This window comes from Alkalitalea saponilacus, assembly GCF_900168165.1.
Classification (GTDB): Bacteria; Bacteroidota; Bacteroidia; order Bacteroidales; family Marinilabiliaceae; genus Natronoflexus; species Natronoflexus saponilacus.
The window spans coordinates 19,782-38,588 of the sequence record NZ_FUYV01000011.1; the positions used below are offsets into that span (position 1 = coordinate 19,782).

Below are 18,807 nucleotides of genomic sequence, written 5' to 3' on the forward strand. Positions count from 1 at the left end.
ATTGTCTTTTGCTTAATTTTGTGAGGAACCGGTAATAGTCTATTATTGTTTCTCCAGTTGGATATTATTTTCTTTTGAAAAGCAACAATACAATTTTGGGACAAAGTTTTTAACAATTATTTTTTTTGTATTCATTTTTAGTGGTTTTTATAATTTTAAAGAAGCTGGTTTATAGCCTGATTTATATGAAAAGATTTGAATATGTTTTGCGATTTTCCAACCAAAAATAGTTGATAGAAAAAGAAAAACCTTGCCACCTTCCATCCTTAGAGAGCTACCGCCTAATTCTTTTATTCTTTTTTCAGTTTCCTTCACGAGTTCAGGATAAAAGGGATACATTCTAAATACCCATTCCTGATATCTATTGGCACATAATTTCTTTATATCCTTAGAGTTATTTTCTACTAATAATAAACGACACCCTAATTCAGTACTAAGTAAGGCTGCTTTAAATGCAGCCCTTGATTTAGTAGCTGCTAAACTATTGGTATTTCCTGATCGATAAAATATTTTTGCTCCGGGAGTAAACAGAACCTCTTTACAGGTTAAAAGCAATCTTATACTAAATTCAAAATCATTATTTAATGACAATCTCTCATTCCAACCTCCTGATTTTTCAATTATGGTTCGCGGTATCAACCAAAGCCATGCACCCATCATATCATGGCGTTGAGAAAGAGCCGTTTTAATCCAGTTAAACGGGGGCATGTCTTGCCAGACATCTTCCCTGATAAATTTTGCTGATTCAGGCTTATCATTATAAAAACGCCCCCATTCACAAGAGGCAATGGCATTTTCTCTTCCAATTATTTTTTTTACTTGTAGCTCAATATGTTCAGAATTCATGATGTCATCTGCATCAAAAAATTTGATATATTCTCCTGTTGCAGCTTTTAATCCTTTATTTGAAGCAATACACTGTCCTTGATTCCTTTGATTGATAATAATAAGTTTATTTGAGAATTTTTTTAATATTGATAGAGAATTGTCTGTTGAACCATCATTAACTGTAATTATCTCAATATTAGAATAAGTTTGATGAAATAGGGATTGAAGTGTTTCCTCAAGGTATTGGGCTGCGTTATATACAGGAATTATTATAGAAACTTTTGGATTCATTTATTCAATAAATTTAACTTTTGGAAAATTGTCCTTCATACTTGATAAAAAAACCGCTTTATTTTTAAAATAGTTCCCACTATAAAATTCCACATCTTTATTAAGTTTAGCAGCCAAAATAGCAATATGAAGTTTATCTGTATATATTTTATTATACTTTGATATCTCATGGATAAATGGATTTATATCATCATATTGGTTTTTATCCTTAGTGATATCCCTGTTATTGGGATATTTTAATCCTAATTGCTTACCTTCCAAATCAGTTCGAAAAAAATGAGCTTCGTCTTCTGAATTATTTATATTAATCGATTCTGGATTAAAGTAGAATGCCATATCATGGCAAAAGTGAGAATTAGGCATATTTATTTTGCTTTCGTAGTTATCTCGTCTAAAAAAAACTGTATTTTTTAAGAGATAGCTTTTTTCATACGTAGATGGCAGTACAATTGCTTGATTAAAGTATTTTAATTTGCTTTTAACAGCAGGAAATCCGATGTTCCAATTTGAGCACCATCCACCTCCACCTCCATAAATTAGCGTTTTTTTCTTTCTATATAACATTAGATTAAATAACGCCTTTTTACTATCTAAACTTATCTCATGATATGGAATATTAAAGTCATTAAAGAATATTAATGTACTATGCCTTATCAAGGCATCACCCAAATTACCGGGGTTGGCAAGATAGTATATCTTTGATCCTTTGCACATATCGTTGATCGTTTCGGCTAGTATCTGAAAAACTATATAATTCATTATGATTATCAAGTTTTTATAAGTATTATATTAATATGACGGCACTATGGCATTTTTTAACAATAGATATCAAAAACTCTGAGATTTTATTTTTCAATTAATATTTGTATAATAGTTTGGCTAAGTTCATTCTAGAAACAATAAAGGCTTTATATGATAGAATAAACTTTCCGTTCTTAAAAGCTTTTGAAATAATTTGTCCAATTCTCATATTGAAATAGCTTTTAAATAATTTTTTTCGTTCATTTTTAGAAAAGTTTATCTCAGGATCTAGAATGAATTCCACTTGTTTATTAAAATCAAAAATAAAATATGTATTTGAGTTTTGCCCATTGATAAACTCTTGTCCTTCATGCCGTCTCCACCAAATTAAAGCGTTAGGAATTTTTAATACAGGATAATATTTAGCAATATCCAGAAATAGAAGAGTGTCATTACCAACATAATTGTCTATTCTAAATCCATTAACATAGTTAAATGCATCTTTATTGAATATACAACTTGAAGGGCCTGCATTAAAAATTTTTGTTCCGTTGAAGTGCTCTATTAATGCATTTTTTGAATCTATTAGAAGTGGATACGGTTGTTTTATATCAGGACTACTTTGACAAATTGCCACCCCCGCATTTGGAAATTTTTCTATGGAGGACACCATTACCTCAAGTCCATGTGGATAAATGATATCATCAGAATCAAGATATTTAATGTACTCCCCAATTGCTAAGGAGGCTGCTTTATTTCTATTCGGAAATTGACCTAAATTTTTTTCGTTGACATATACTTTAATACGATTGTCTTTTGCCTCATAGCTTCGTGCAATCTCGACTGATCTGTCTTTACTCTGGTCGTCCACTATTATAAGTTCCCAGTTTTGGTATGTGCTGGAGATAACCGACTCAATGGCTTCCGATATATACTTTTCTCGATTATATACCGTCATTAATACTGATATGAGAGGTGTTGTTGAATCCATTATTATAAGTAACTTTTAATTCTTAGGTAATTTAGAAGGTTTAGTATTTTATTTGTTTTAGTTTTCGTAATTCTGATTCTTATTGTTAACCAATTTGGAATAAACGGTCGATCTAATCTACTGCAAAGCATCTTGTAATTAATAAACTGCTTTTCTTTTTTTATTGAAGTCAATATTTTAAAATTCTGCAAAGTTTTTTGAGTATTAAATAATTTTTTTACTTTTTCTTTTGCATTGTTAGAAAGTCGTTTTTGCAAACTGGTATCAGTCTCTAATTTGATTATTGTATTTACAAATGAGTTAACATCATTATATTTGAAGTTAAAACCACAATTATTTGTTAATATTTTCAATATTGGCAGATCTGAAGTTATCGGAATTACGCCTTGTTGCATAGCTTCTGCGACAACTATAGGAAGCCCCTCGTATTTACTTGGAAAAATCAAATATAAAGCTTGCCTTAATACTTTAATTATATGATCGTTTTTTTTACCGTACTCAATCGTTATTTCGGGATGTTTTTGTTTAAGGTTTTGAGTTGATGCATTTTTTTCTTGGCAATATATAGATAAGGAAATATTGTGCCCTTTTTCCTTTAATTTGTCATATATGACCGGGATATAGTTAAACCCTTTAGCTTCTATAGCTCTTCCTATAAAAATCAGCCCATTCTTATTGTCTGGTTCATCACTATTTGGTTCTGTGATAATTGGTAATATGGCTTTTATAATTTGAATATTATGCTTTCTATGAGGTAAAAGTGTATCTAGTTTTTCCTTTATTAATTCACTTACGCATGCAAATCCATCAATAATCGATTCGAATTTTTTCGCAGTACTGTAATAATAAGGATAATCACCATGTAAGAAATATATAATTTGTCCTTTGTACTTAAAATAGTTTAATGCTTCTAGTTCAATACTCTCTGAACAACAAATAATCCCCTCAGAAAAAAGACTTTTTAATTTTTGGTATGAGTAGGTTTTATTAGCAAATTTATTTATGACTGTGCGTTTACCCTCAAACGATTGAGGATAAGTATTATAATACAAGACTTTAGCTGAATTATTTGTGGAGTTATTAATACATTCTACAAGACGTTCATTAAAAACAGCTATCCCTCCTTGATAATTGTTGGAAAGAAAAAGTATATTTTTATTCATAATTACTATTATCTATGGATGCCAGTATCTCCTAATTGGGTATAAGCCAATAGAAATATGTTGTCTGGTTACGGGACCCTTTTGAAGTGATTTGTAAAGAAGGTAAAACATACTACAGAATTGATGTTGTCTACTCTTTTGAAAAGCTTTTTTAATATAATAAGAAGACCATCCCTGATTAATTTCTTTTTCTGTTAAGTTGTATACATGTTTTTTTTTTACTCTTCGAATAAATGTGTCTTCTTTTACTATTTGAAACCAATATATTGCTTTTAATTCATTTGAATCAGTTGATATACCGTTTCGATGTCTTCTATAATAGTACAACGGCTTATTAATAAAATGAAATAAGCCAGTTTCGTCTAATTTGTAGTACAGATCTTGATCAACAGCTCTTTTTAGCAAAGGATTAATACCTGCTGTTTGTTTATATCTATCATTTTTATAAGTAGCAAATGCTGAAACCTTATTTCCGGTACTACAGAAATATCCTCTTTGATCAATCTGCTGTATTTGTTGGTTGATACTTTTAATCTTTAATTCTTGATCACACATGTAATGAGTAGAATATATTAGGCTGTGATTATGCATTTCCCAATGTTTTTCTACCATAAGTTCCAAAGCATCTGGAGTAATAATGTCATCTGGATCTAAAAATCCACAAATTTCTCCTTTAGCTTCTTCTGCACAACGTCGTTTTGTGTAGCCACATCCTTTATTAATCTGGTTAAAGTATATTCTTATTTTAGGGTTATTGATATATTTTCTATAAATAACATGGCTAATTTCATCTTTCGAACCATCATCTACTATAATTATCTCCCAATTTTTATAAGTTTGCGCAAATACACTTTTTAGACATTCTTCAAGGTATTCACCATTGTTGTAGTTGGCAATGAGGATTGAAAAAAGAGGACTGTTTGCGATTGTCATGATAATAGAGGTGTATCTGTAATATATCTCTTCTAATTGTGCTTTACAGTTGAGTGTTTAGCGTTTTGCAATTAAGCAATGAATAATTTTGATAAATATTGTTAGCCGTTAAATCATTTAATTTTTCCTAGCAATATTTTTCTGTCTGAGGGTTTTATGTCCACAAAATCTTAGAAGCTGATTTTCTTTGAGATTTTATAAATGAGTCATAAGTTACTAATTTCCAAAGAATTATATCTTTGATAAATTATCAACGTTTTTGAAAATCGATTGATAGGATTGCCTTTACTTTTAACGTTTTTTTGATGTTATCTCAGTTCAATATCAACTTAATGTATTTTTTGTAATCGAATATTAATGGTTCTATTTTGACTCTAAGATATTCGGATAATTCTAATCATAGTTTCTGATTTGCCTTATCAAAACTGTTCTTTATTTACTTTTTTGTTCTTAACGAGAAGTTCGTATCTAATTCAAAATGTAGTATTTATTGATTGTGTTTGTTTTGTCGATATAGAAAAAGTTATATGTGGGTAAACGAATAATTTATAGATTGAAATTAGACTGTTGTTTTTTTATTTGTCTTTTCATCTTTAAAATATTCCAGTCTATTTCGATCTCGTGACGCAACTGATTATTATTTCCAAGAAAAACGAAGAATAGTTCAATATATTTAACAATTAATCTACGTAATACATAATGTGTTTTTGGTTTGATGTCTTTTTTTAGGCTGAGTACGCTTCGTGTATAAATCTGATTCTTATAGAATGAGTTATTCATTTTACCGGTCTGAGGCCGGTCGTGATAAATTATTGCATTTGCTATTATAGCCAATTTTAGTTTATGGTAATGCAATCTATAAATGTAATCATCATCCTCTCCATAGTGCTTAAATATAGGATCAAATCCTCCTACAATTTCAATGCATTTACGGGTTAGCATCCATGCAGCAGCATTGGCAAACTTTCCTTCATATATCTCTTTGTTTTTTTTTAGGAATAGATCTGAATAGAATTCAGGGGTGAAAGATGGTCCTAGATAATTCTGGAAATTTCTATCAATTGCATCACCATTTCCATTTAAATGTATAGGGCTTAGTAGATCAAATTGAGGATTGTTTTGATGTATTTTAACCAATTTTTCAATCGTATCCGGCTCTACCCACGCATCCTGATTCAATAAAAAAGCATAATCGGCATTCTCATCAAGAACCCGTTTAAGCCCGATATTATTTGCTTTACCAAATCCTAGATTTTCTCCTGTTTCAATGACTTCTACTTGCGGAAATTTTGTACGAATAATTTGGGGCGTTCCATCCGTTGAGGCGTTATCAATAGCTAACACTTTAATGGGTATGGTCGAGTTAATCAAACTACCAAAGCATTTATCAATCCATTTGGAACCGTTGTAGGTAACTATTATTGCAATTATTTGAAAATTCATTTTTTAAAAGAAGATATCAGTTGGCTTAACTTATTATACATTTTTTGCTTTAACTCAAAAACATGGTATGATGCTTTCTTAGGTGTAGATGCTGCAAGGTATTTGTGTAGAATTGTTGGGCTTGTCGTATTTGCAACCAACTTCTTAAAATAAAGGTTTGCATTTTCTATATCATCATTTTGATAAAAGTATTTTATAACTATAATTGTTATAGCGTTATAGCGTTTTAGTATGATGGAATTGACTTCATCAGGGAATTTGTCGAGCATAACATCCAAATATTTATGGATATTGATAGCCATTTCATTGGTCTTTTGATTTGCCCATATATTAGAGCCATGCACCCTATAAACAGCCATAACGTCATCAAGTTTTTTTATCTTACCGAATTGAGCATTTATCATGTGCAGCGCATAGTCCCCTGCTGAGCATTTTGAAAACCAATCGGGCAATTCTTGCCACTTGCGCTTAAAAATAACTGTAGGGGTATGCATATAGTTTCCCTTTGCAAGTTCTAATATGTCTGTTGTTTCCGGTACCTTTCGGGTTATATAGTCATCTAATAATTCACCATGTTTATTTATTTTTGCATTGTGAAAGCAAATTACATACTCCGCATTCTCCTCCAAAAAATCCACCTGCTTCTGCAATTTATATGGATCAGTCCAGTAGTCGTCACCTTCGCATAGGGCAATGTATTTACCGCGGGCTTTAGGATAAAGAAAGTGGACAGTAGGTTTAAGGCCTTGTGAATATTGATTTACTGTCTGATATTTTGTAACAAATAATTCAGGATGTTTTTCTTCATAACTTTTTATTATTTCAGCAGTTTTGTCTGTTGAAGCATCATCATGAATAACAATTTCAAAAGGAAAATTTGTTTTTTGCATTAGAAAGCCCTCAATTGCTTCCTTTATGAACTTTTCATGATTGTATGCCATGCAGCATATACTGACCAATGGGGTTTCTTGCATAATTATTGAATCGTTTTTATTACTCTTGCCGGATTTCCTGCTACTACACAATTTGCTTCAACATTTTTTGTAACAACAGAGCCAGCCCCAATGATTGAATTCTCGCCAATATACGCTACTTTGCCAGAGACAGTAATAGCAGCTTGCCCTAATAAAACGTTTGCATGTATTATTGTTAATGCTCCAACATGTGCATATGCGGCTAGATAGCAGCTATCACTTACTGTGCTTGTATGTGTGACAGACGCATTATAGGATACAACGGTATAATTTCCAATTTTTACACCCGCCTGTATCACCGCATTGGCATGTATTACAACACCATATGCTATTTCTGCATATTTCGAAACAACAGCAGTAGGGTGAATTATAGTCGGTATCAAACCTCCCTTACTTCTAATTTTATTTGCTAAAGCTGCTCTTATTTTATTATCACCCATACTTAAGGCAAACGCCATTCCTTCAAGCGTGGCTTTCTTAAAAAGATTATCAGTGGAATCGAGAATCTGAAACCCATGTATTTTATCTCCTGTACGTTCATCATTGTAATGATAAAGTCCGCCAATACTATAACCACAGGATTCAGCTAAATCGATATATACTTCAGTATTGTGACCTACGCCTAAGATGTAAATCTGTTTATTTTGCATATTCGTTTATATTATAGCGGTGTGATTAACTCTGATATGCTTTTTATAACATCTATTTCTAATGTTTTATAAAGCGGCAAGCATAAAATCCTATTAGCAATATCCTCCGAAACCGGTGTTGGCTGATAATTAACTACATTTTTATAAGTATTAACTGATGGGTAGAAATACCTCCGAGGAAAAATGTTGTTCTTATTGAGTTTGCTCTCAGCAGTCAGTAACTCCTTTTCGCTTTTAAAAATTACGGGAAAGTAAGAATAGTTAGTTTCGCCATGTAACGTTTGTTGAAACTGCAAGGAAGTATTGGTTTCCAATGCCTCTTTATACATTAAATATTTCAGCTTTCTGTCATTGAGAACTTTATCGTAATGTTTCATGTTGGCTAACCCTAATGCAGCATGTATCTCCGTCATTTTACCATTAAATCCATCTTCAATAATGTCTTTTGCATCGTTGTGTCCAAAAAAACGGATGCGTTTTAATTTTTTATGCAGTTCTGGATTTGTGGTTATGCAGCCTCCCCCTTCACCGGTATTTAAAAGCTTGGTTGCATGCATACTTGTAGCAGTAACATCACCGTATTCCAACAGGCTCTTTCCTTTATAAGTTGAGCCAATGGCATGCGCACCATCATAGATTACTTTAAGGTTGTGCTTTTTGGCTATTGCATCTATGGCATCTACATCGCAGGGATTTCCAAAAACATGAACCGGCATAATTGCCACTGTTTTATCGGTAATGAGTGCTTCAATTTTTTCGGGGGCAATATTTAGCGTGTCGGGGTCAATGTCGCAAAACACAGGCGTGCATCCTTCCCATTTAATGGCACTAACAGTAGCAATCCAAGTGAATGGTGTGGTAATAATTTCACCCTTTAGCTCCAAAGCTTTTACGGCCATTTGAATGGCAATGGTGCCATTGGATACGGCTACAAAATTGTTGATGTTTAGTTTTTTACAAAGCTCTTTTTCGAGCTGTTGCACCAGTGGTCCGTTATGTGTAAGTATGCCACGCTCCCAAACACCTTTCAGTATTTCTACATATTCGTCTAAAGGTGCCAATGATGGCATTGTAACATATATGGGGTTATTCATTGGCTTTATTCTTAAGTTGTTCAATCAGTTTTGCTTGTAAATTGTTTTGAGAGTACTCTTTTATCGCAATTTCAGGGTGAAGAATTGTTTTTTGGAAATGTATGAGCATCTTTTCAAAATGATTATCAGCAGGTAGTTTTATCTCTTTTGTTCCCTGTGATGTTTCAAGTAATATTGTAGGTTCATATCCTGGTGGTGCAGTGAAAATTCGGTTTGTACTTATCTTTCCCTTGCTGCCCCATAATTCAAGGTTGCATTGGTAATAGTGGTCAAAGCCAAATGCAACCTGGGAGAACAGATCTCCGTTGATTTGCTTTATAGTAGCTCCTCCCCATATATCAACCTCTTTTTCGGGATCGTACTTTAATGATGCTGATGCCACTTCAATATCACTACCCATGAAAATGCGGCTGATTTTTAGCGGATAAGCTCCGGCATCCAATAAGGCTCCACCACCTAAGTTTTTGTTATAGCGTATATTGTCGTCATCGGGGAAAGGTGGAAAACCAAAAGATGAACGGATGGTTCTCAATTCTTCAATAACACCATCATCAACCATTTTTTTAATTTCAGCTAACTGACTGTGAAACCGGAATTGGAAATTCTCCATTAATGTCAGTTTCTTTTCTTCTGCTTTTTTGTTGAGTTGATTTACCTCGTTATAATTGCAAGCCAATGATTTTTCTACCAGTACATGCAGGCCTTTGTCCAGCGCTTTGTTAATCCATTCGGCATGCAAAGAGTTTGGCAAGGGAATGTAAACTGCCTGTATTTCGGGATCATCAATCAGGCTTTGATAATCTAAAAAAGGTTTAGTATTGAACTTGTCTGCACAATTTGTCGCTTTGGTAATATCTCTACTCGCAATGCCAATAAGTTCAAAAAGTTTGTTCAGCTTTATTATTTCCGGAATAATTGAGCGTTGAGCAATGTTTGCGCAACCAAGAATTCCTATTTTTACGATACTATTATTTTCCATTTTATTAAACAAATGATATGGCAGCAATGAGACTGCGTGCCTGAATATTGAGATAGTTGTTTAGCTTGAGGAAGGTGGACAATTGATTTAAGGTCATCCAGATATAATTAGGGGGTAGTTCATTACCTATTTCATCACCTGCTATTACAATCATATTACGGTTTTGTTCATGGTAAAATCTGCCTCCCTCTTCAGATTGCAACGTGTTAAACACAATCTGTTCTGGTTTTGCATTAATTATATAATCAAGAAAGGGGAGTGCACCCTCTTTTGTTTGTCGATAATTGCCCGTTAAACATTGTACGGTTGGCGCAAATTCAATGATGTCGTGATTGCCGCATTCCAGTTTTGCCTGCACAGCAAAATGCAGCAGCCCGTTGATTTCTTTACAGACAAATGCACATATACCCTCCTGTGCCGGTTCTATCATTGGTTGTGACCATTTGACCACCTCACGTCCTTCTATTTCAACAGCTACTGCAATTACTTTAAAATATTTATTTTCGATGTGATGTATTTCAGATTCACCAAATACCCAATCTTTTAATTCTTTAAGCGGTTTCTGTCTGATATTTAAATCAAAGTTGCTTTTCAATTGAGTCAGGAAAGTGGTGATGCTATCCAGCGTATTTAAGCTACCTGCATTTGTTAAAGTTGATTTTAAAAACGCTTTTTCAAAGTTATTTGTTTCCTTTTTGTATCCCAGGTAGTTAAAGAAATCTATTACCTGGGGCTCAAAGTTGCCGTATGGTATTCCTGAGAGTACGGTTCGTGTATCCATATTCACCAGGTTATCATGCTGCATTAGGTTTTTAAGTTGTCCCAGTGTTACCCAAACAAAATTATCATGAAGTGCTATTTCTTCATCTACTTTGATGATGATGTTTCTATTGCGCTTTTTTAAAAAACGTGCCCCTTGCTCAGATTGGAGTTGGTCGAGCAATATTTGTTCTGGCGTAGCGTTTTGAAAATATTCTAGGTATAGTGGTTTCTTTCCTTTATGCACCTGTGTGTAATTGCTTCTTGTGGCTTGCAGGGTAGGTGAGAGTTGCACATGATTTACATTACCGGGCTCTATTTTTGCCTGCATCAAAAAGTGTAATATCCCCTCAAATTCTTTGGTTATAAAACCCAAATAACCAATCTCGGGTTGGTTAATTATGGGCTGTTCCCATGAAGGATTAGGGCCCCAGTTTGTATCTATATGAATTCCATCTATGGTAAAGAATTTCCCTGAAGTGTGTTGCAGGCTGTTATTGTTATAATGCCATAAATCAAGTTCACTAAACTTTATCTTGTTTATGTTTACAGCTGTTTTAGAGTTTTGCCAGGCCAACCACTCTTTTATCTGCTCATTGCTTTTAAGTGGACTCTCCAGTGCAAATGCACTTCTAAGAAAAGTGAAATGTTTTTCCTGGTTTGGTAACTGCATCATTTATAGATTTCAATTTCTTGTTACAGAACGGATTTTTGCCAGTTAAATTGCGGTTTAATGCTTCCCGGCTCTTTGCCCATCCAAACACCGATTGGCATCTCTTTATTAACCAAAGTAAAAGAGATTAGGTCATTTTCTATGATTATTGCCCTTTTTCTGTTTTCAACCACATATACATCAATGTAAAAATTACCCCAATTAAAGAAGTTTGCCGGAAAATAGCCTTTTACTTGAATAATTCCTTTGGTTTTGAAAGATTCATTATCTACATTACTCGAACCTGTAGAGAAGAGTTTAGTGCCTTGTTCGTCTTTTATGTGCAGCGTAATGTTAATATTTACACCGGGGTTGTGTTGTTTAAAAGTGGCGGTAAATTCTAATTCTTCATCAATACGCATATTATCGGCATAATCTTTCCCTTTTGCACGTATGCCTATTTCCAATAATTCAAAATCGTGGTTTTTAATAACCGGTTCCGTCCATTTGCGGTGATTTGTCAGATCATTATCTCCTTTCAGATATCTACCTACACATGAGTCAATATCAGTTTCCAGAGTTTTAAATCCATTTTCAAGTATTATCCCCTTTGTACAAAGCGTTTTCACACTCGCCATATTATGACTCACAAACAACACCGTCCGTCCCCCTTCAGAACTCACCTCCTGCATCTTCCCAATGGCCTTTTTCTGGAACTCCGCATCGCCCACGGCCAGCACTTCGTCCACCACCAGAATTTCCGGCTCCAGGTGAGCAGCAATGGCAAAGCCCAGGCGCACAGTCATTCCCGAGGAATAACGTTTGGTAGGGGTGTCGAGGTATTTGGCTACCCCGGCAAATTCCACTATCTCGTCCAGCTTGCGAGCAATCTCCCACTTGCGCATGCCCATAATGGTGCCGTTCATGTAGATGTTTTCGCGGCCGGTCATCTCAGGGTGGAAGCCGGTGCCTACCTCCAGTAGAGAAGCCATGCGGCCTTTAACCTGTATGGTGCCGGTGGTGGGAGAGGTCACCCGGCTGAGGAGTTTTAAAAGCGTGCTCTTGCCGGCGCCGTTCTTGCCAATGATGCCCAGCACTTCGCCTTGTTGCACCTCTAAGTTGATGTCGTTGAGGGCAGAGATGTGTTCCCCTTTGGCAGCCTTTTGGGTGCGGTCGTTTACTTGTCCCACTTTGGCATAGGGGTCTTCCTGTCCCAGGATGTTCATTCGCCAGAAGCGGTTGAGGTCGTGGGAGAGGGTGCCGGTGCCTACTTCTCCGAGGCGGTAGACTTTTGAGAGGTTTTGGATTTTTATTACTGGTTTGGTCATGATGTGTTTTTTGTCCGTAGATTTTTTTTTGTCCGCAGATTAAACGGATTAAAGGGATTGTTTGCTCGCGTCGCTCGCTGTTTTTGTCCGCAGATTATTCAGATTAATGGGATTATTTGCTCGCGTCGCTCGCTTAGGGTTATGGATTTTGTTGTTTTCCCCCCTTGGGGGGTCAGGGGGTGAGACCTGCATATTGATTATATCACTGCTTATATTGTTCTCTATTTATTATGAAACACACATTTGCGGTTCCCACTTGGGGGGTTAGGGGGTGAAATATTCTGGTTTTTTTGGTCAACGAATTTAAGTTAATTTTTATGAATTGGGGTGCTCGCTGGCTCGCTTGTTTTTGTCCGCAGATTATGGGGATTTAACGGATTTTTTGCTCGCGGGCTCGGTTTTTTTTTGTCCGCAGATTATTGGGATTTAATGGATTTTTTGCTTGCGTCGCTCGCTGTTTTTGTCCGCAGATTAAGTGGATTAAAGGGATTTTTTTGCTCGCGTCGCTCGCTGTTTTTGTCCGCAGATTAAAGGGATTAAACGGATGTTTGCTCGTGTTGCTCGCTTAGGGTTAGGGATTTTGTTGTTTTCCCCACTTGGGGGGTTAGGGGGTGAAATATACTGGTTTTTTTGAACTGCTAATTTGCGCGAATTGGTTTGCTCGCGTCGCTCGCTTGTTTTGTCCGCAGATTCTTGGCAAGCCAAGCGGCAGAGCCGAGCGATGTGGATTTAACGGATTTTTTTGCTCGCGTCGCTCGCTTAGGATTATGGGTTTTGTTGTTTTCCCCACTTGGGGGGGGTGAAATTTGCTGGTTGTATTTGAACTACTAATTTTCGCTAATTATTTTGTCAACGAATTTACGCTAATTTGCACGAATTGTTTTGTGATTTAATTCGCGTTAATTGGCGAAAATTAGCTGACAGATTTTTTTGCTAGTTTTTTCTATTCTAAAGAATACTCCATTTTCCGCCTTTATCTGGTCCTAAGCGTTTAATTATGCCTTCATTTTTCAGTTTTTCGATATCCCTTGCAATAGTTCTTCTGGTTACATTCAAAATTTTTGCCAATTCAGTTGTCGTTATTGCGTTGTTTTCCCGCAATATATTCAAAATTAGTAATTCTCTGTTTTCTGTGACATTTTCTGTGACATTTTCTGTGACATTTTCTGTGACATTATCGGTGACCTTTGAGCTTAAATCACCGGAATAAACAGTTACCATAAATCCATCAGAGATATTTCTGAAATCTGGTTTTGGCAGATTTGCTTGCTCACAATATTCCATGATCCGCCGAATGCCGGATCCATATTTTTCGATAAGCCCCAGACTTTTACAAAAATCGGCAATGAGCTTATTTCGTGGTGTTGATTTATAGTTATTCGTAAGTAAATCGTCAACAGTAATGCTGTGTGGTAACCTACCGGGGTTGTAAAATTCAATGCGGTTATCAAAAATTTTTACAATTGAATCGGAAGCGGATCGGTAATCGCGGTGTATAATCATGTTGATTACAATCTCTCTGATTGCTTCCAGAGGATATTGCCATTTTTGCACATTGCGCGGTTGGCCGGTAATGATGATTTCTTTGTTGATGTGTTTTTTTACAAAAGCAATAACCTGATCGATTTGGGTTAGTATATCGGATTTTGTACGGTCACTGTCTTTAATAATTATATCGGATTGGAATTTTCCTAATTCAATGGTGCTTAAAACGGTATCGCGTGCAGTAAATAGCAAGTATGCAGCATTGGCGATTTGGCCGTCTCGTACAAGGTCGTTTTTAATGAGAAATGTGAGCGGGTCATCGTTTATTCTGTTCCCGGATTGATTGAACAGGTCGATAGCAGCCTGAACTTTATCAAATGAAATGTCGTTGATATTAAATTGACTATTAACATGAAAATCCCAGCTGGTGTTAAACGATTGCAGGTGAAGGTTTACAACTTCAGAAACAAGGAGTAAATGGTTTGAGTTAGTAACGCGTTTAAAATATTTTCCTCTTGTTGAAACCGGCTTAACCGGGTATTCCTTTATGCTGAAAACAACAATGGTTTTGTCATTGATTTGTACCGAATCCACATCCGGAATCAACGATGGAGAGGTTTTGTTTTTAATCTCGTTCACCCAGTTTTGAACCGACTCGGGATTTAAGGAGATGCCTTTTACGTCGCCAGCGGGATTGATGCCTGCAATAATTTGCCCGCCTGATGTGTTGGCAAAAGCTACCAATGTTTCAATCAGTTCATTGTTGAAACTACTTTTGAACTCCAACGTTTCGCTTTCACCGGATTGAATGAGTTTTTTTATTTCGGCAGCTGTTGTCATTTGTGTTTCAATGATGTTTGTGGAACTAATTTTCGCTAATTATTTTGTCAACGAATTTTCGCGAATTGGTTTGCTCGCAGGCTCGCTTAGGATTATGGATTTTGTTGTTTTCCCCACTTAGGGGGTTAGGGGGTGAAATTTGCTGGTTGTTTTTGAACTACTCATTTATGCTAATTATCACGAATTGTTTTGCTCGCGGGCTCGCTTTTTTTGTCCGCAGATTATGTGGATTAAATGGATTTTTTTTGCTCGCGGGCTCGCTTTTTTTTTGTCCGCAGATTAAACGGATTAAAGGGATTTTTTTGCTCGTGGTGCTCGCTTAGGATTATGGATTTTTTTGTTTTCCCCACTTGGGGGGTTAGGGGGTGAAATATGCTGGTTTGATTATATCACTGCTTATATTGTTTTCTAATTATTATGAAACGCACATTTGCGGTTCCCTTTTCAGGGGGTCGGGTGGTAATAGATATCGCACCTACGGCGCTTGAGCTGCATAAGATAGAATTTCCCCTCTGCGTAGCAGCATTCCCCTTTGGGGGTCGGTAGGGGTAAACTGCTGATGTATCCGAAAGAGCTCTATTATGCTTTGTTGGTCGTGCTCGCTGATTATATGCTTTACTAATACTTGATTTTTTTTCCAGTTTTCGCATTGTAACCCGGGAACTCGTCCGAAATGATTATCATTATTAGTTACCAGAATCATTTCGTTTTCAATAGCTATCCCGGCAATCAATAAATCTATGTCATCTAGCGTTTTTCCTGATTGCCTGAGGTTCGCATAGATTTCAGCTGATAGTTTTGCAGATTCTTCGGTTAGGGGTAAGACGAAGTTTTCCGAAACAAACTCCTCAAAAACACTAAGTTGCTTAAAAGCACTTTTTGCATGCAAACCACTAATTATTTCATAATAGGTGATGATACTTATTTCCAGTATGTCGTAGCAATCTAGATATTTTTCAAAATTCCTTACCACATCTGTATCTCCCTTAAGGTAATATGACAGAATATCAGTATCAATTAGGGCTCTATTCATTTATTCTTCTTTTATTTTTCTCTCTGTTTTCGATCAAGTTATCTGTTAAATCTTCAAATACTGAATCGTCAATATTTCTCCATGCTCCGGCAAATGAGAGATTTTTGTCTTTTTTGTTGGTAGATGATTCCAGTATCGATATAAAATCATCTATTTCCTTTAATCTATTAGAAGGGATTCTCTGTATTTTACGCAGGAGCTTGCTTCTTATTTGAGTATCTATTGCCATAGGTTATGTATTTGTTCAAATTTATCAAATATTATAAATATTTCAATCTTTAATGAAAGAGATGAAAGACTATATTGTGATTTTTTTTTGCTTGCGTGGCTCGTTTTTTTGTCCGCAGATTTAACGGATTTAACGGATTTTTGCTCGCGTCGCTCGCTGTTTTTGTCCGCAGATTATTTGGATTAAACGGATTGGTTTGCTCGCGTCGCTCGATTAGAATTAGGGATTTTGTTGTTTTCCCCACTTGGGGGGCTAGGGGGTGAAATATTTTTGTTGTTATTGAACTGCTGATTAGAGCGGATTTTTGCTTACGTGCTTGCTGTTTTTGTCCGCAGATTTAACGGATTTAACGGATTTTTGCTCGCGTCGCTCGCTGTTTTTGTCCGCAGATTCTTGGCAAGCCAAGCGGCAGAGCCGAGCGATGTGGATTTAACGGATTGTTTTGCTCGTGGGCTCGCTGTTTGTATTCGATATGTTACTTCTATACTAATTGATGGCCTTGATGTTGTCTTTAAAGGCCATAATAAACTCATTCGTCTCCAGTAATTTTTTAATAAAATCCCAATTGGCAGTAAAATATTGATGAAGAGTATTGATCGTAAAGTTCCCAATTTTGAAATGTACTATTTTGGGATGCTGAGGTTGGGTTAGATACATTTCATAAAAATCAGTGTCCTTGGTAAGAATGGTAAGCTTGTGATCTATGGCATAATTCCAAATTTCTCTATCTTTTAGAGTTGCATCAATCTCAATGACATGAACAAACTCAGAGGTATTAAAGAAGCTAAATCTCCTGGGTAGGTTTACATCAACCAGATAAACAGGTCGTTCAGCTCGCTTTGAGATCATAGTTTAATATGGTTTTGTCGGCAATTGCTTTTGCATATTCTAAACAAGCCAGAATATCTTCTTTTTCAAGTATTGGGTATGCTTCTAATATGTTTTCAATGTTTTCACCTGCTGCAAGATACTCTAATATTGTTGTTACAGTAATTCGCATGCCTCTGATGGTTGGTTTGCCATTACAGATCTCCGGATTAATTGTTATTCTGTCGAATTGTTTTTGCATGGCTATATATTTTTCTCAAAGTTAGTGTGTTGAAATATGTAAATCAAGGTATTTTGTTATTGAATTTATATGGATTTTTGCTCGCGTCACTCGCTGTTTGTCCGCAGATTAAGCAGATTAAACGGATTGTTTGCTCGCGTCGCTCGCTGTTTTGTCCGCAGATTTAACGGATTAAACGGATTTTTGCTCGCGTCGCTCGCTTAGGGTTAGGGATTTTGTTGTTTTCCCCACTTGGGGGGTTAGGGGGTGAAATATTTTTGTTTATTTGGTCAACGAATTTAGGCGAATTTTCACGAATTGGTTTGCTCGCGTGGCTCGCTGTTTGTCCGCAGATTTAACGGATTTAACGGATTGTTTGCTCGCGTCGCTCGCTTAGGGTTAGGGATTTTGTTGTTTTCCCCACTTGGGGGGTTAGGGGGTGAAATATGCTGGTTGTATATGAGCTGCGAATTGCGTGTTGTAACCTTTTGACATTTTTTCAATCAACCAATTGTCAAATTAACTTTTTTCCCAAATCCGATTTCAACCAATCTATATAAAGTTGATAATTGAATGTCGCTATGTCCATTCTCAATTCGCGATATAAAACTTTTACGAGTCCCGGTCTTTTGGGCAAGTTCCTCTTGTGTCATATGTGCGTCTTTTCTTGCGTCTCTTAAAATTTCTCCAATAGCAAATGCTTTTGCTTTAATTTCAAATTCAGTCCGTCTTTCTGAGCCAATCTCACCATATCGTTTGTCAAGATGCTCTTGGAATGTTGTAATATCTTTCATTTTTTGTCTCCTTTCTGTTTAAAATCCAAATATTCTTTCTTAATCTGCATCGCTTTTTCAATTTCCTTTTTCGGTGTTTTCTGTGATTTCTTTTGAAACCCATTAAACAATACTACCAAATTACCTTTATCAAAGCAGCAAAATATTCGAAAAATATTGCTTTCAAATTCAATGCGTATCGCAAATAAGCCATCGTATCCGGTCATTTGTTCAAAGAATTTACCTGGTATCTTTTCTGCGACTGTTACAAGAAAAAGAACATAATCAATTTTGTCTTTGGTTTTCTCGGTCTGTTGATTAAAAAAGTCCCAAAAGTAATTTCTGAAATATATTAATTCTCGAATTTTTTCCATGAAACGAAGTTAACGAATAATGGAACAAAATCCAATATGTATATCAAATTTTTATAGTTTATAGGAAGTGTTTCAATTGGTTACGACGGGGATTTATATGAATTTTGTGCTCGCGTCGCTCGCTTGGTTTTGTCCGCAGATTAAGCAGATTAATGGGATTATTTGCTCGCGTCGCTCGCGTGTTTTTGTCCGCAGATTA

Annotated in this window: 19 protein-coding genes; all 19 read right to left on the reverse strand. The window is 35.7% G+C overall.

Annotated elements, in window-relative coordinates; all coding sequences use genetic code 11:
* Positions 1-147 precede the first annotated feature (147 nt).
* The gene (locus B5X70_RS09840) at positions 148-1,119 is read right to left on the reverse strand and encodes a glycosyltransferase family 2 protein (RefSeq protein ID WP_079557737.1); all 972 of its coding nucleotides are present in this window, start codon (positions 1,117-1,119) and stop codon (positions 148-150) included.
* Entirely contained in the window at positions 1,120-1,878 is a 759-nt protein-coding gene (locus tag B5X70_RS09845; RefSeq protein WP_079557738.1) for a polysaccharide pyruvyl transferase family protein, read from the reverse strand.
* 97 nt (positions 1,879-1,975) lie between these two features.
* Positions 1,976-2,851: a glycosyltransferase family 2 protein gene (locus tag B5X70_RS09850; RefSeq protein ID WP_079557739.1), complete on the reverse strand. Its 876-nt coding sequence runs from the start codon at positions 2,849-2,851 to the stop codon at positions 1,976-1,978.
* Positions 2,852-2,853: 2 nt separating this feature from the next.
* Positions 2,854-4,014, reverse strand: a complete 1,161-nt coding sequence (locus B5X70_RS09855) for a glycosyltransferase (RefSeq protein ID WP_079557740.1) — start codon at positions 4,012-4,014, stop codon at positions 2,854-2,856.
* A gap of 12 nt (positions 4,015-4,026) precedes the next feature.
* Positions 4,027-4,947, reverse strand: coding sequence for a glycosyltransferase family 2 protein (locus B5X70_RS09860; protein WP_079557741.1), 921 nt, complete (start codon positions 4,945-4,947; stop codon positions 4,027-4,029).
* Between the two features lie 546 nt (positions 4,948-5,493).
* A complete protein-coding gene (locus B5X70_RS09865) occupies positions 5,494-6,390 on the reverse strand; it encodes a glycosyltransferase family 2 protein (protein ID WP_079557742.1) in 897 nt (298 codons plus the stop codon).
* Entirely contained in the window at positions 6,387-7,364 is a 978-nt protein-coding gene (locus B5X70_RS09870) for a glycosyltransferase family 2 protein (protein ID WP_079557743.1), read from the reverse strand. Before B5X70_RS09870 ends, B5X70_RS09865 begins: the two co-directional genes overlap by 4 nt.
* Positions 7,365-7,366: 2 nt before the next feature.
* Positions 7,367-8,014, reverse strand: a complete 648-nt coding sequence (locus B5X70_RS09875; protein ID WP_079557744.1) for a PglD-related sugar-binding protein — start codon at positions 8,012-8,014, stop codon at positions 7,367-7,369.
* A gap of 11 nt (positions 8,015-8,025) precedes the next feature.
* Complete coding sequence (locus tag B5X70_RS09880; RefSeq protein WP_079557745.1) at positions 8,026-9,108, reverse strand: DegT/DnrJ/EryC1/StrS family aminotransferase; 1,083 nt, start codon at positions 9,106-9,108, stop codon at positions 8,026-8,028.
* Positions 9,101-10,087, reverse strand: a complete 987-nt coding sequence (locus B5X70_RS09885) for a Gfo/Idh/MocA family protein (RefSeq protein WP_079557746.1) — start codon at positions 10,085-10,087, stop codon at positions 9,101-9,103. The genes B5X70_RS09880 and B5X70_RS09885 overlap by 8 nt, the downstream gene beginning before the upstream one ends.
* 4 nt (positions 10,088-10,091) lie before the next feature.
* Positions 10,092-11,522, reverse strand: a complete 1,431-nt coding sequence (locus B5X70_RS09890) for an NDP-hexose 2,3-dehydratase family protein (RefSeq protein WP_079557747.1) — start codon at positions 11,520-11,522, stop codon at positions 10,092-10,094.
* Between the two features lie 20 nt (positions 11,523-11,542).
* On the reverse strand, positions 11,543-12,826 hold the full coding sequence (locus tag B5X70_RS09895) for an ABC transporter ATP-binding protein (RefSeq protein WP_079557748.1): 1,284 nt from the start codon (positions 12,824-12,826) through the stop codon (positions 11,543-11,545).
* A gap of 948 nt (positions 12,827-13,774) precedes the next feature.
* Complete coding sequence (locus B5X70_RS09900) at positions 13,775-15,151, reverse strand: ATP-binding protein (protein ID WP_079557749.1); 1,377 nt, start codon at positions 15,149-15,151, stop codon at positions 13,775-13,777.
* Positions 15,152-15,626: 475 nt separating this feature from the next.
* On the reverse strand, positions 15,627-16,184 hold the full coding sequence (locus tag B5X70_RS09905; RefSeq protein WP_079557750.1) for a type II toxin-antitoxin system VapC family toxin: 558 nt from the start codon (positions 16,182-16,184) through the stop codon (positions 15,627-15,629).
* Complete coding sequence (locus B5X70_RS09910) at positions 16,177-16,413, reverse strand: hypothetical protein (RefSeq protein WP_079557751.1); 237 nt, start codon at positions 16,411-16,413, stop codon at positions 16,177-16,179. Before B5X70_RS09910 ends, B5X70_RS09905 begins: the two co-directional genes overlap by 8 nt.
* 486 nt (positions 16,414-16,899) lie before the next feature.
* Positions 16,900-17,262 (reverse strand): DUF5615 family PIN-like protein, encoded by a 363-nt coding sequence (locus B5X70_RS09915; RefSeq protein ID WP_079557752.1) that lies wholly within the window; start codon positions 17,260-17,262, stop codon positions 16,900-16,902.
* Positions 17,243-17,482: a DUF433 domain-containing protein gene (locus B5X70_RS09920; protein ID WP_079557753.1), complete on the reverse strand. Its 240-nt coding sequence runs from the start codon at positions 17,480-17,482 to the stop codon at positions 17,243-17,245. Before B5X70_RS09920 ends, B5X70_RS09915 begins: the two co-directional genes overlap by 20 nt.
* 482 nt (positions 17,483-17,964) lie before the next feature.
* On the reverse strand, positions 17,965-18,255 hold the full coding sequence (locus B5X70_RS09925; RefSeq protein WP_079557754.1) for a helix-turn-helix domain-containing protein: 291 nt from the start codon (positions 18,253-18,255) through the stop codon (positions 17,965-17,967).
* Complete coding sequence (locus B5X70_RS09930; protein ID WP_079557755.1) at positions 18,252-18,608, reverse strand: type II toxin-antitoxin system RelE/ParE family toxin; 357 nt, start codon at positions 18,606-18,608, stop codon at positions 18,252-18,254. Before B5X70_RS09930 ends, B5X70_RS09925 begins: the two co-directional genes overlap by 4 nt.
* Positions 18,609-18,807 lie beyond the last annotated feature (199 nt).

Coding starts and splice junctions, on each gene's coding strand:
- B5X70_RS09840 (WP_079557737.1), bottom strand. CDS start 1,119: ATGAATCCAAAAGTTTCTATAATAATTCCTGTATATAACGCAGCCCAA.
- B5X70_RS09845 (WP_079557738.1), bottom strand. CDS start 1,878: ATGAATTATATAGTTTTTCAGATACTAGCCGAAACGATCAACGATATG.
- B5X70_RS09850 (WP_079557739.1), bottom strand. CDS start 2,851: ATGGATTCAACAACACCTCTCATATCAGTATTAATGACGGTATATAAT.
- B5X70_RS09855 (WP_079557740.1), bottom strand. CDS start 4,014: ATGAATAAAAATATACTTTTTCTTTCCAACAATTATCAAGGAGGGATA.
- B5X70_RS09860 (WP_079557741.1), bottom strand. CDS start 4,947: ATGACAATCGCAAACAGTCCTCTTTTTTCAATCCTCATTGCCAACTAC.
- B5X70_RS09865 (WP_079557742.1), bottom strand. CDS start 6,390: ATGAATTTTCAAATAATTGCAATAATAGTTACCTACAACGGTTCCAAA.
- B5X70_RS09870 (WP_079557743.1), bottom strand. CDS start 7,364: ATGCAAGAAACCCCATTGGTCAGTATATGCTGCATGGCATACAATCAT.
- B5X70_RS09875 (WP_079557744.1), bottom strand. CDS start 8,014: ATGCAAAATAAACAGATTTACATCTTAGGCGTAGGTCACAATACTGAA.
- B5X70_RS09880 (WP_079557745.1), bottom strand. CDS start 9,108: ATGAATAACCCCATATATGTTACAATGCCATCATTGGCACCTTTAGAC.
- B5X70_RS09885 (WP_079557746.1), bottom strand. CDS start 10,087: ATGGAAAATAATAGTATCGTAAAAATAGGAATTCTTGGTTGCGCAAAC.
- B5X70_RS09890 (WP_079557747.1), bottom strand. CDS start 11,522: ATGATGCAGTTACCAAACCAGGAAAAACATTTCACTTTTCTTAGAAGT.
- B5X70_RS09895 (WP_079557748.1), bottom strand. CDS start 12,826: ATGACCAAACCAGTAATAAAAATCCAAAACCTCTCAAAAGTCTACCGC.
- B5X70_RS09900 (WP_079557749.1), bottom strand. CDS start 15,151: ATGACAACAGCTGCCGAAATAAAAAAACTCATTCAATCCGGTGAAAGC.
- B5X70_RS09905 (WP_079557750.1), bottom strand. CDS start 16,184: ATGAATAGAGCCCTAATTGATACTGATATTCTGTCATATTACCTTAAG.
- B5X70_RS09910 (WP_079557751.1), bottom strand. CDS start 16,413: ATGGCAATAGATACTCAAATAAGAAGCAAGCTCCTGCGTAAAATACAG.
- B5X70_RS09915 (WP_079557752.1), bottom strand. CDS start 17,262: ATGATCTCAAAGCGAGCTGAACGACCTGTTTATCTGGTTGATGTAAAC.
- B5X70_RS09920 (WP_079557753.1), bottom strand. CDS start 17,482: ATGCAAAAACAATTCGACAGAATAACAATTAATCCGGAGATCTGTAAT.
- B5X70_RS09925 (WP_079557754.1), bottom strand. CDS start 18,255: ATGAAAGATATTACAACATTCCAAGAGCATCTTGACAAACGATATGGT.
- B5X70_RS09930 (WP_079557755.1), bottom strand. CDS start 18,608: ATGGAAAAAATTCGAGAATTAATATATTTCAGAAATTACTTTTGGGAC.